Source organism: uncultured Pedobacter sp. (assembly GCF_913776295.1).
GTDB lineage: Bacteria > Bacteroidota > Bacteroidia > Sphingobacteriales > Sphingobacteriaceae > Pedobacter.
Map to the genome: position 1 here is coordinate 42,203 of NZ_CAJYOJ010000060.1, position 12,379 is coordinate 54,581.

General features: G+C 38.1%; 16 protein-coding genes. 8 read left to right on the plus strand and 8 right to left on the minus strand.

Annotation, left to right across the window (positions count from 1 at the left end):
- The first annotated feature begins 57 nt into the window (after positions 1 to 57).
- Positions 58 to 270, plus strand: a complete 213-nt coding sequence (locus QZ738_RS12470; protein ID WP_293788001.1) for a hypothetical protein — start codon at positions 58 to 60, stop codon at positions 268 to 270.
- Positions 271 to 375: 105 nt separating this feature from the next.
- On the opposite strand, the gene QZ738_RS12475 is transcribed toward QZ738_RS12470, so the two are convergent.
- The 5 genes from QZ738_RS12475 to QZ738_RS12495 form a co-directional block, all read right to left on the minus strand.
- Positions 376 to 792, minus strand: a complete 417-nt coding sequence (locus QZ738_RS12475; protein WP_293788003.1) for a VOC family protein — start codon at positions 790 to 792, stop codon at positions 376 to 378.
- A 148-nt stretch (positions 793 to 940) separates the two neighbouring features.
- The gene (locus QZ738_RS12480; RefSeq protein WP_293788005.1) at positions 941 to 2,314 is read right to left on the minus strand and encodes an exonuclease domain-containing protein; all 1,374 of its coding nucleotides are present in this window, start codon (positions 2,312 to 2,314) and stop codon (positions 941 to 943) included.
- 125 nt (positions 2,315 to 2,439) lie between these two features.
- A complete protein-coding gene (locus tag QZ738_RS12485) occupies positions 2,440 to 3,069 on the minus strand; it encodes a hypothetical protein (RefSeq protein WP_293788007.1) in 630 nt (209 codons plus the stop codon).
- Between the two features lie 10 nt (positions 3,070 to 3,079).
- Positions 3,080 to 3,433, minus strand: coding sequence for a response regulator (locus tag QZ738_RS12490; protein WP_293788231.1), 354 nt, complete (start codon positions 3,431 to 3,433; stop codon positions 3,080 to 3,082).
- A gap of 123 nt (positions 3,434 to 3,556) precedes the next feature.
- Positions 3,557 to 4,315, minus strand: coding sequence for a LytTR family DNA-binding domain-containing protein (locus QZ738_RS12495; RefSeq protein WP_293788009.1), 759 nt, complete (start codon positions 4,313 to 4,315; stop codon positions 3,557 to 3,559).
- A 181-nt stretch (positions 4,316 to 4,496) separates the two neighbouring features.
- On the opposite strand from QZ738_RS12495, the gene QZ738_RS12500 reads away from it, so the two are divergent.
- Genes QZ738_RS12500 through idi form a run of 3 tightly spaced genes read left to right on the plus strand, consistent with a single transcriptional unit; the run spans position 4,497 to position 6,766 of the window.
- On the plus strand, positions 4,497 to 5,390 hold the full coding sequence (locus QZ738_RS12500) for a MerR family transcriptional regulator (protein WP_293788011.1): 894 nt from the start codon (positions 4,497 to 4,499) through the stop codon (positions 5,388 to 5,390).
- A complete protein-coding gene (locus tag QZ738_RS12505; RefSeq protein ID WP_293788013.1) occupies positions 5,387 to 6,223 on the plus strand; it encodes a phytoene/squalene synthase family protein in 837 nt (278 codons plus the stop codon). The genes QZ738_RS12500 and QZ738_RS12505 overlap by 4 nt, the downstream gene beginning before the upstream one ends.
- Entirely contained in the window at positions 6,224 to 6,766 is a 543-nt protein-coding gene (gene idi / locus QZ738_RS12510) for an isopentenyl-diphosphate Delta-isomerase (RefSeq protein WP_293788015.1), read from the plus strand.
- A 198-nt stretch (positions 6,767 to 6,964) separates the two neighbouring features.
- On the opposite strand, the gene QZ738_RS12515 is transcribed toward idi, so the two are convergent.
- From QZ738_RS12515 to QZ738_RS12525, 3 genes are read right to left on the minus strand one after another with little or no spacing between them, the layout of a single operon-like run.
- Positions 6,965 to 7,702 carry a DNA-formamidopyrimidine glycosylase family protein gene (locus tag QZ738_RS12515; protein WP_293788017.1) on the minus strand — a complete coding sequence of 246 codons (738 nt, stop codon included), beginning with the start codon at positions 7,700 to 7,702 and terminating at the stop codon, positions 6,965 to 6,967.
- A gap of 1 nt (position 7,703) precedes the next feature.
- A complete protein-coding gene (locus QZ738_RS12520; protein ID WP_293788019.1) occupies positions 7,704 to 7,907 on the minus strand; it encodes a KTSC domain-containing protein in 204 nt (67 codons plus the stop codon).
- 44 nt (positions 7,908 to 7,951) lie between these two features.
- Positions 7,952 to 8,332, minus strand: coding sequence for a hypothetical protein (locus QZ738_RS12525; protein ID WP_293788021.1), 381 nt, complete (start codon positions 8,330 to 8,332; stop codon positions 7,952 to 7,954).
- 112 nt (positions 8,333 to 8,444) lie between these two features.
- Here QZ738_RS12525 and QZ738_RS12530 point away from each other — a divergent pair, with 112 nt between their 5' ends.
- The 4 genes from QZ738_RS12530 to QZ738_RS12545 all read left to right on the plus strand — a co-directional run bounded on the left by QZ738_RS12530 (position 8,445) and on the right by QZ738_RS12545 (position 12,379).
- On the plus strand, positions 8,445 to 8,633 hold the full coding sequence (locus tag QZ738_RS12530) for a hypothetical protein (RefSeq protein ID WP_293788023.1): 189 nt from the start codon (positions 8,445 to 8,447) through the stop codon (positions 8,631 to 8,633).
- Between the two features lie 553 nt (positions 8,634 to 9,186).
- Positions 9,187 to 9,999, plus strand: a complete 813-nt coding sequence (locus tag QZ738_RS12535) for a HipA family kinase (protein ID WP_293788025.1) — start codon at positions 9,187 to 9,189, stop codon at positions 9,997 to 9,999.
- Entirely contained in the window at positions 9,977 to 10,360 is a 384-nt protein-coding gene (locus QZ738_RS12540) for a DUF3037 domain-containing protein (protein ID WP_293788027.1), read from the plus strand. The genes QZ738_RS12535 and QZ738_RS12540 overlap by 23 nt, the downstream gene beginning before the upstream one ends.
- Positions 10,361 to 10,465: 105 nt before the next feature.
- Complete coding sequence (locus QZ738_RS12545; RefSeq protein WP_293788029.1) at positions 10,466 to 12,379, plus strand: AAA domain-containing protein; 1,914 nt, start codon at positions 10,466 to 10,468, stop codon at positions 12,377 to 12,379.

A 12,379-nucleotide genomic window follows, 5' to 3' on the forward strand; every position in this document is an offset into this window, starting at 1 on the left:
AAAACTGGCCTTGGAAGAAGTGTAAATGTTTTGGGTCGTAGCGAGACGCTACGACCAGTGCAAATTAAAGCGGAGAGGCAAACAGGGATAATTATCGCCATTGAATGGGAAACCGGTAATGAAACTTCTTATTTAAGTAATCTCCGTAATTCATTGTATTCTTACTTTTTAGAAGAAGGAATTATGTTAAAACCATTAGGCAACATCATTTACATCCTTCCTACTTATATCATTAGTGATGAAAACCTGGCTATATTTATGCAACCATAAAACTGGCCTTGGAAGAAGTGTAAGTATTTTGGGTCGTAGCGTGACGCTACGACCAGTACAGTACCAGTACAATGACCAATATGATAATTTACTTTCGAAATAAAATCAACCTAAGGGCATTTTGCTCATGTCCATATAAAGGATATTCCATCGTTGACCATCCAGATCCATAAAACCACAGCCATACATCCAGCCATCCTTGTAACCGGGTTCGCCATAAAGTGTGCCACCGGCAGCCACCACTTTTTGTGCCAGGTTATCTACTTCTTCCGGACTTTCCGCATCAAAAGAAAATAATACTTCGCTGCCATTACGTTTATCGGAAATGCTTGTTCCAACAAAGCCCTCATAGAGATTTTCTTCAAAAAGCATAATCACCAGATTGCTTTCTCCTATTAGAAAGCAAGCGGAATCTTCGCGACTACCATATTGAAGATTGAGCGTAAAACCAAGTTGCGTAAAAAATGCTTTAGATTTATTGATGTCCTTTACCGGAAGGTTGATCCATAGTGATTTTGTCATAACGTTTTATATTTAATCGCCGTAAATATAGGTAAGCAATAGGTAGAATAGGCTTGCTAAAAACGAAAATATACAGGGCTATTTAGGACAAATAAATAGCATTGAAAACGGATAATTTACTTTTTACTTGCCAAACTATAGCGCATTGTCACAATTTATATAATTTTTGCGGGTATTGTTCTGCGTAGTTCAGAATTAAATTCAGGATGTAACTATTTGACTGGTATGTCGATAAATTATTTTTAATTGGTGCCAACCCATCTGATAAATAATTTTTATCGGTGAAATAACCCATCCCATAAAATTTCCCGTTTTCAACTACTAAACAGCTGAATTCGTCATCTTTTCTACCATCATCTACCAATGCGAAGCTGGGTTGCTGGTTTTGAATATCAATTAACGCTGCATTTAGTTTCTTATTATAAACGGCAACCGTTTCTATTCCGCTGCATGCACCAAAACATTGCCCATTTTCGTGTGCATAACATTTGGTTGCTGTTTTTTGCAGATAGCAGAGCTTGGCGCAAAGCTGGTATTTATGAACCAATTGATTTAGAAAATTGTAACCTTCCAACAGGCTGTTAAAACTCTGAAGGGCGTTATTGTTCTTTTTGTGTTTATCTATTGCTAAGCGTAAATAGCCATTTTGGTCTTCGAAAACATATAAATCATATTTATGTTCATAACGTTTCATTGCCCGATTATTTTCAGGCCACAGACGTTTAATCTCATTGGCTTCTAAAATTAGCGCCATCAGTTCGGTGCCACAGGTAACATAGTCTACATGGTGGATATTACGTAAAAAATCCTGACGCTGGCGGTTGGGTGTATTGCCGGTGAAATGGCTGCTTACACGTTTCTTAAGATTTTTAGCTTTTCCAACATATATTATTTTGCCCTTACTGTCTTTAAAATAATATACCCCGGGCCGGTCTGGCAATCTCAAAACAGAAGCTTTATCTAGATGTGGGGGTAAAACCTGTTCTTTTGATGTTTTTTTCAGCATTTCTGCTATGATGCCCTCCTGATCATATTCCTGCAATAAGCTGAAGAGAATACTGGTTGCATCGGCATCTCCGGCAGCCCTGTGCCGGTTTTGTATCGGTATCTGCAAGGCGCTGCAAAGTTTTCCTAAACTATAAGAAGATTTGCCTGGAATTAATTTTCTGCTCAGTCTTACTGTACAAAGTTTTTTGCATTGTAAATCGTATCCTGATGCAGCTAAATGATACTTTAAAAAAGAATAATCAAAGTTTACATTATGTGCTACAAAAACCTTATCGCTTAGCAGTTGATGAATTTGTGGTGCAACCTCATTAAAGGTTGGGGCATCGATCACCATATCATCATCAATCCCCGTAAGCGCCGTAATGTGTGCGGGTATGGATTGTCTGGGATTAATTAAGGTAGTATATGACTCCGTAATTTTATTGCCATCATGAATATTAATGGCAACTTCGGTAATGCCATTTGCGGAAGCATGACCACCTGTGGTTTCGATATCTACAACTGCGTACAACATTAAAATAATTTAAGTGCAAATCTATGCTAAAATAATTAGTATATAAAATATTTTGATTATTTCTTTAGCATAAAAAAAGCGGCTACTTATTTAACGTAGCCGCTCCCTTATTTTGTATATAAACGCTATTTAAGTTTATTTAGCAGTTTACTTAGGTTGGGCTTAATACCAACAGAGATAGGTACCGTATTAAAAGTTTTATTCTGGATTTTACTAAAACCATACATGTAACTGCCTTCCACAAATAAATTGGCACCACCAATATTGTATTCAATTCCGGCGCCAGCTTCTGCGATGCCCAACCCATTCGATTTATTGTCCTGGGTAACCTGCAATGTCGACGTATTTACCGCTGCCTGTGGGGTAAGAATAAATCCGCCACCTGCACCCGCAAAACCATAAAATGCCCATTTATTTACAATTTTCCGGTACCCTAATGCCACATTCAGCAAATAGGTTGTAGCCCTTCCTTTCTGCAGGGTATAGGTATATCCTGCATCCGGTGTAATCTGATTAAAGGTAAAAGCATGCAGGCTTACTTTCGGATAAAGGAACAAACCACCATCGCCCAAACCTAAATTTAAACCCAATGATGTGGAGAACTTTGGTTTAAAATAATGTGAGGTTTCACATACGGGAAATGCAAATCCAATTCCGCTCATTGAATAGAGTTTATCCGGTCTTTTTTGCGCATATACGCTGATTGATGCCATTACAAATAGTAATATAAAAGGCATTAAAAGTTTTAGTTTCATATCTGTTTTTTTAGTTTTCTATTAAAGCATCTACTTTTCGGAGTAAATCTGCGATGTTGAAGGGCTTTTCCAAATAATCATCAGGATGGTACTGCTGTGATGTAATGTAATTTTCATCGTACCTGGCCGATGCCATAATAACCGGTATGCCGGCTGTTTCAGGATTCAATCTTAATTCCTTAAACACGGCGCGTCCATCCATTCCATTCAGCATAATGTCCAGAATAATCAGATCGGGCCTGAAATCTTTTATGGTTTTAAAAATATACCGTGGCGAAAGCAATGGGTAAACCTTATAATGTTTAGTTTCTAATACTTCCTGGAAGACTTCTAATACATCTGGATCATCATCCACAACCAACACTCTTTTCAAAACAGATAAATCAATTAATTAATAAAATAGATTATCCTAATACAAAGTTTTAGGCGTAATGTTTCGATTCTGGTTCAAAATATAGCGGATTTACGGGCAACAGGTAGTTGAAACCTATGTAATGGTATCCGGCCCAGGTTTTTCCGGTAATGAATTATGCTTGATAAATTTTGCGAAAAGTGCTATATAGGCATCTGAAACAGTAAAGGATGTTTCGCAGGATAGCAGTATTTTATTGTCGAACACACTTTTAATATGCTGCTTTGCAATTACAACATGAGGTGTTATCTGAATAAAAGAAGGATTCTCCTTTAGTATTTTTAAAGTTTTGACGAAGTTGTATTTCGAACTTAAAAAAGCATTTTTCGTAGTCGTAAATTGAATATCTTCACCTATCTCTTCAATAGCGATCAGTTCATTCAGATCTATTCTTACCAGATCGTTGTTTTCTCCTTTTAGCGGGATATAGAAAAAATGATCGTCCAGAATAGAAAAGGGATGTTTTGCTCTTGTACCGGTTGGATATAGATTGTTTATTGTCTTGGCTAAATGAATAATAGAGTAGGGCTTAAGCAGATAAGCATCTGCCTGCACTTTAAAAGCGTCGATTGCATATCTGGTGTGTGCCGTGGTAAAAACCAGGTATTTTGTTTTTTGTCTCAATAAGCCCGCCAGTTCGATTCCGGAAAGGGAAGGCATTTCAACATCCATAAATATAATATCGACGGGGTTAGCTACCGATATTTGCGAAAGGGCCTGAAGCGGTTCTGTAAAAGTTTGTATAAGATTTAAATCAGGCAACTTTTCCATATATGTCATCAAGCTCTCCAGGGAATGAGGATCATCATCAATCGCAATGCAACTTATTGACATTTTTTATTAGTTTAGTTGATGCAAATTACAATTTCATTAAATAAAATAGGAAAAAAAACAACATTTCTGATCTATTTTATTCGTTTAATGAAAAAGCAGGTGTTTTACTTAATCTGATTTAATAAAAACCTTTTCACCAGCTTTTTTGTTCAAATTTTGTTTGATATATTTAAACAAAAAAATGACTTACTCTATTGCAGATCTTGAGCAGCTTTCGGGCATCCATTCCCACACCATTCGGATTTGGGAGCAACGTTACCATGCATTGAGTCCGCTGCGATCTCAGGGCAACACCCGGCAGTATGATGATCAGCAGCTAAAAAAGCTATTAAATATCGTAAGTTTAAATAAAAGCGGCTTAAAAATCTCTAAAATCTGCAGCCTTTCAGATGGCGAAATAGATGAACTTCTTGATCAGCAGTTTAATTATTCTGCTGGTAATAGTCAAAATGACTATTATGTTGCTCAACTGATCAAATATGGACTGGATTTTGATGAATATGCCTTTAATCAGCTAATTGACGAAGGTATTGAGCAATTTGGAATTTCCGACTGTTATCGGAAAATAATTCATCCGTTACTGTTACGTTTGGGGTTGATGTGGCGAAAAGATGATATTTGCCCTGCACACGAGCATTTTTTATCCAATATTATCCGCCAAAAAATATTTACCCATATTAATAATCTTCCGGTAACGCAAGGTTCCGGCCAAAGTTGGCTACTTTTTTTACCTGAAGATGAGGATCATGACATCGGGTTGCTTTTTGCCAGCTATATGTTGAGATTGCAAAATCATCACGTTATTTTTTTAGGAAGTAAAGTTCCGCTAAATTCGGTTGCGCGCGTATTTTCAACCTTAAATGTAGATCATGTGCTACTTTTTATGATAAAATCGCAATTAGTGCCTTTGGCGCAACAATATATCGATCAGTTGTCTAAAATATGCTCAGCCAAGAAAATTCATCTTGCCGGAAACAGTGAGGTTATTGGTAAATTGAACCATATTAACCATATCAACTGGATCAAAACGCTGGATGAGTTTGAAAAAACAATAGAATCACCATCTTATAAATGAAAGAAATCTTTGATCAATTATCTGGCAATTGTAGCCGGCTTACCACTAAGTTATACAGCACCAGCTTTTCTTATGGTATTTATTTTCTCGGCAAACAGATACGCCAACCCATACATGCTATTTACGGCTTTGTACGTTTAGCAGATGAAATTGTAGATAGCTTTCATCAATATGATAAGAAATTTTTGCTGGAAAAATTTAAGGCAGATACTTTTGAAGCTATCCAACTGGGCATTAGTTTAAATCCCATTTTAAATTCCTTTCAAAAGGTAGTTAATCAGTACCAGATAGATGAAGAACTGATTGTTCTTTTTCTCAGGAGCATGGAGATGGACCTTTCCGCTCAAAAATACACACCCGAACTTTACAACGATTACATTCTGGGATCGGCAGAGGTAGTTGGATTAATGTGTTTGAAAGTATTTACACACGGAAGTAATGTTGATTATGAATATCTGAAACCTTACGCCATGAAATTGGGTTCGGCATTTCAGAAAGTTAATTTCTTAAGGGATGTTAAAGCCGATCATCAAACACTGAGCAGAAATTATTTTCCTAATGTTAATTTAGCTGCATTTTGCGATCAGCAAAAACAGGAAATTGAAGAAGATATTGAAGAGGAATTTGCTATTGCACTAACCGGTATTAAGCTGTTGCCCAGTACTTCGAGGAATGGGGTATATCTATCTTATATCTATTATAAAAAATTATTTGCAAAGATAAAGCGCTTAAGCGCCGCGAAGATCATGACCGAACGGATCAGGATTTCGAATACCCGTAAAGTTGGTCTGATGTTCGATTCGATTATCCGCAATAAGCTAAATGTAATTTAAATGGAAGAGCAAGTTATTCTGGTAGATGAGGAGGATTTGCCGAAAGGGCAGATGGATAAAATGGAAGCACACGAAAAAGGTTTATTACACCGTGCCTTTTCTGTTTTTATTTTTAATTCCAAGCGCGAACTGTTACTGCAGCAAAGAGCAATGAGCAAATATCATTCGAGGGGCCTGTGGACGAATACCTGCTGCAGTCACCCGAGGATTGGTGAAAGCAATATCCATGCTGCCAGAAGGAGGTTGATGGAAGAAATGGGTATGGACTGTGAATTAAACTATCTGTTTAAATTTACCTATAAAGCAGTATTTGAAAATGGCTTAACTGAACATGAGGTTGATCATGTTTTTTTTGGTATGAGTGATGAATTACCCGTGATCAATCATGAAGAGGTAGAATCTTTCCGATATGTAGATTTAGATACCCTGGCAAAGGATATTGCGCATCAGCCTACTGCTTATACCCCCTGGTTAAGAATATGCCTGGATCACGTAGTTGCACATGTTACAACGGCTAAAATAAAAAACGGGCATACAGCCTAAGCCATATACCCGTATCTAAATTAACGCTCTCGGGGACAAATATAGGACTACTTTTGAAAATTCCTATAAATAAAAATATTTCTTTTACATTTAGATTATAATTTGTTAATCTATCAAAATTTGCAGTAGGGTAACCAGTTCGTATATAATTATTTATGTTTTATAATCGATAAAGAAGATCATCAATATTTTTTTAACTTACTTATAAATTTTCTGGCACGTTTCGCAAAAATAAGTTTGACGGTGCGTTTTTCCCAATTCCTTTTTTGCTATTTTATGTTTAAGCGGACATTCTTTCTGGCTATAGGCCTCCCAATGTTTGCTTAATGTATTCTCCTTTTTCCATTTTAAAAAATCAAAACTATAATGCCTGGCTTCTTTAACCAATGCGTTCAATTTAGGAGCTGGTAAATTTTCAATTTTGGTTAATGGGTGTATACGTGTACGATATAAAACTTCATTTTTAATAATATTGCCTACTCCGCTGAAAATCTGTTGATCTAGTAAGGCATCGCAAACCAGCAGTTCGGAATTTTCTTTCAGCTTTTTGATTGCTGCATTTCCGTTCCATTCATCAGCCATCACATCATTCTCCCAGGTATAGTGCTTTCTCACGTTTCCCTCCAGGAGGTCGGCTTTGCAGGTGTAGAAATTTAACTCATCTTTTTTAAAGATAAGCCCCAGTTTTAAAGGAGTTTTTTTTCGTGCGTTGATAAGATAGCTGCCAAACAGCATAAAATGGATGCGGATGGTGAAATCCTTAAAACAGATTAGAAAATGTTTTCCCCAGCTCTTAAAATCATCTACCTTTTGATGGAGTAATCTGTCCTTGTCGAAATTTTTGATATTACCTGTAATTTCAAGCACTTCGGGTTTTGCCAGATGCAGTTCCCGGATTGAATCTTTTAATATTACGATTGATGGACCTTCGGGCATATTACTCTTCTTCTATTTTCCGGAATTTAAAATTATCTTTAATGTGGCTGTTGAAATATCGGCCTTTAGAACCTGATGCCTTTAACATCTTATAAACCTTTTCGGGAACATCTTTGTACAGGTAAACCATATCGGTTACAAAAATGATTTTTAACGTTTTTGTATCTTCATCATAATTAAAATATTTGATTACTGACGACGGCATAAAAGCGGCTTATCATTAAAAAACAGCAATTATTAGGATTGGTTTCAATCATTTTTGAGTTCTGACTCTTCTTTCTGTACTTTAATTTTTTCTTTTTTCAGATCAATGCGGATAATGTTATACAAACTCATGTAGACATTGGCCACCCATACAATTGAAAAAAAAGCGATGATATAGCCACGCCAGTCTGGATAAATTAACGTAAATCTGGTAATCAAAAGTAAAATCAAAGTTACATAGTGGCTAAAGCAGTATTCGCATGTAAATACATAGAAAAACTTCCTTTTGATCAGTTTATTGCAGTTTTTAGAACGGTCTACACAAAATTCACGCGCCTCTCTGAAAATCTCTTCCTTGGTAACGGTCCAGGCGATGCATGCTACGGGCAAAGCCATGAAAAAAAGATAGTAAAGGTGTGTTTCCATATTAATCAAATTGGGATATCATTACAACCTTAATCCTTTGAAAATGTTTAACGGAGCAGTAAACATTTTAGTTGCAGGTATGTTGATTAAAATATAACTAATTGATAATGTTATGGAAAGATCAGAAATCATATCTCTACTTGAGGTAATCAATCAACAAGTCAGCTCTTCGGTTTTGGGTGGGATGGAAGAAGCATATGAGGAATTAGAAAGTATGGGTTTAATTAAAATTAACCGCGATACGGTACAATGGTCAGCTGCCATAACACCTGCAGGCATCGCTTATCTGGGGCACGATTAGCTGGGTAAAAAAAATAGCATCGGATGCAGTTCTGTATGGAAAGTACAAACTTTAAGACTTCATTATGCGAAATGGAGGTCAAAGTAAATTGATCATCTCTATGTTTTGGAAAGCAGCTGGAGTAGTTTTTCATTTTATGCGGTCCCGCCATCATTTCTGCCCCGATAAAGAATCATAACATTTCACGATCATCTGGTTTAGCTTACTTTGGTTATTACTCATAGTTTTTTCTTCATTTAGTAGCTAATTTACCTGATAAGCCTGACCTGGAAATAAATGATTGTCCAGGCCATATAGCCCTGATGGAAATGGAAATCCCTTTTGGGCCTGTGCTGTTTTGTTTATAACGGATTATTGACCAAAAGGATTGGAATGGACAGCAGGACATAACCCTTCCTGATGATTGCAGGCATTGCGCTTCAAAAAAAAGCTGCTTGTTTTATCACGATTGATCGATAGATTTCGTTCGAATCTTTACGACCAAACTTTGACCAATTTATTGTTGGAATTCTGTTAATTTTGCAGCAAGTTTAGATTGCGCCTAAATAATCAGATGGCCATTCTACCTTTAGATATGAACGATTTACAACTGAGAACGGTAAATGTGACCAGGTATGTTACGCCTTTGCGCGAAGGTGGCTCTATGCCGGCCATTGCAGAGGCTGATGATAACTTTTTATATGTACTGAAATTTAGAGGGGCAGGGCAGGGCCCCAGGGCTTTAATTGCCGAACTGATTGGCGGTGAAATTGCCCGGTATTTGGGCTTACGTGTACCTGAACTGGTTTTTGCCCATTTAGATGAAGCTTTTGGCAGAACAGAGCCTGATGAGGAAATTCAGGATCTGCTTAAAGCCAGTGTTGGGTTAAATCTGGCACTGCACTACCTGTCTGGTGCAATAACGTTCGATCCGACCGTAACAACCGTAGATGCCAGACTGGCCTCACAGATTGTATGGCTCGATTGTTTTTTGACCAATATGGACCGTACCTGCCGCAATACCAATATGTTATTGTGGCATAAAGAACTTTGGTTAATCGATCATGGTGCAGCGTTGTATTTTCATCATTCGTGGCAAAATTGGGAAGAACAGGCCATTAAACCCTTTCTTCTGGTAAAGGATCACGTATTGTTGCCATGGGCATCTGAATTGGAAAGTGTAAATGAAGAGTTTGGTAAATTACTTGATTCTGAAAAGATCGCAGCGGTAATTAACCTGATTCCTGATGACTGGCTGGATGGTGAAACGAATTTTGAGAGCAAAACGGCACATCGCGATGCCTATAAACATTTTCTTAGCACCAGATTGGCAAATTCCACTATATTTTTAAAAGAAGCACAGCATGCAAGGGAAATTCTTATTTGAGTATGCTGTAATTCGCGTAATGCCCAGGGTAGAGCGTGAAGAATTTATTAATGTGGGCATTATTTTGTTTTGTGCCAGGCAAAAGTTTTTGAAAAGTATTTTTGCCCTCGATGAGAAAAGAATAAAGGTATTTTCTGCAGATGTAGATTTGGAAGAGCTGAAAGAAAACTTATGTGCTTTTGAAAGAATAAGTGTGGCCGCAAAAGGATCGGGGCCGATTGGTCAATACGACCAGGCTTCCCGTTTCAGGTGGCTTACGGCAACCAGAAGTACCGTAATACAATGTTCAAAAGTGCATCCGGGTTTTTGCGACGATGCAGCGGAGACTTTGTTAAGGTTACACCAGGAACTGGTTTTATAGCGTTATGCGCGTGGCGCCAGGCACATAGCGTTAAATTTACTTTAAACAATCCATCATTTTAGCGATCGCATAATAAAACAATTAAGCCTTTAAATCACTTTCTCCTTGCCGAAAGAATATTTTAAAAAACTTCAGGAGCTGCTCGATACCGAACGTAAAGAAGATTTACGATCGTACTTAAAACTTACTGACAATACATCTGCTGCAGACAGGAGAGCTTTAGGCTTAACCTGGTACCCTATTGCCATCAGAAATACGGAAGTAAGCCGTGGCGACTATCTAACAGTGGAACTGGAAAGGACAACCCATCAGGACTTTTCTCATCAGTTTCGTTTTGGTACTGCTGTGGCATTATTTTCTAATCACAATGCCAAAGAGGATCGGCTGGAAGGGATCATCAATCATCAAAGTGGTAACAGGATGAAAATCAGCTTCCGTGTAGATGAGCTGCCGGACTGGACAAGAGATGGTAAACTTGGGGTGGATCTACTTTTCGATAATAACAGCTATGAAGAGATGCAGCATGCACTTAAACAAGCTTCGAACTTAGCCGAAAATCAATCAGAAAATAAACTCATCCGTATTTTAACAGCAGGAGAGAAACCGTCGTTTCGGGGAGAAGAGAAGTTCGTTATTCCCAATACGCTAAACGATTCACAGCAATTGGCCGTGAATAAAATTATTGCAGCTGATCATTTGGCTGTAGTTCACGGCCCGCCAGGTACCGGAAAAACAACTACGCTGGTACACGCTATCAAATCATTGATAAAACATAACAATCAAAAAATTCTGGTGGTGGCACCAAGTAATACTGCTGTTGATTTACTTACGGAGAAATTAGCTGCCGAAGGGCTAAAAGTCATTCGTGTAGGTAACCCCGCGAGGGTTTCTGAAAAGTTGATGGCGGCTACACTGGATCACCAAATGGCCGGTCATCCGGAGATGAAGACCATTAAAGCGTTGAAAAAACAGGCGGGTGAGTACAAAAACATGGCTCACAAATACAAACGTAGTTTTGGTAAAGCAGAACGCGATCAACGCAAGGCCTTATTTGATGAAGCCCATAAAATTGGAAAAGAAGTTGAAAAAACGGAACAATATGTGATGGATAACCTGCTTACCAGCGCACAGGTTATTACGGCCACTTTAGTCGGCGCTAACCATTATACGGTTCGGAATTTAAGATATCATACTATTGTGATTGATGAGGCCGGCCAGGCTCTTGAACCAGCTTGCTGGATACCGATTTTAAAGGCGCAGAAAGTGATCCTGGCCGGAGATCATTTTCAGCTTTCACCAACCGTAAAATCAAACGAAGCTGCCAGAAATGGCTTAAGTAACACTTTGTTAGAAAAAACGGTAACTCTTCATCCAGAATCAGTTGTGCTGCTAAATGAACAATATAGAATGCACAGTGCCATTATGGGGTATTCATCAAAGGTATTCTACAAAAATGCGCTAAAAGCCCATCATTCTGTTGCAGATCATTTGTTATTCCCTGGCGATGAACCAATGCAGTTTATTGATACGGCAGGTTGCAGCTATGACGAAAAATCAGACGGAACCAGCACCACTAATACGGAGGAAGCTGCATTTCTGGTTAGGCATTTGGCCAATTTGGTTTCAAATCTGACCAGTCTGGGGTTAACGGAAAGTTTTCCGTCAATTGCGATTGTTTCTCCATATAAACAACAGGTTCAGCTTTTGAATACTTTGGTCCAGGAGAATGAATTGTTAATCCCGTATCAATCAAAAATTGCAGTCAATACCATTGACAGCTTTCAGGGGCAGGAACGGGACGTGGTTTACATCAGCCTGACCAGGAGTAATGGTGATGGAAGTATCGGCTTTTTATCGGATACGAGGAGGATGAATGTAGCAATGACCCGGGCCAGGAGAAAGCTGGTTGTGGTTGGTGATAGCGCTACATTATCGAAATCTGATTTTTATGCTGAATTGATCCGTTACACGGAACAGTTAAATGCTTACCATAGTGCCTGGGAATTTATGGACTTATAA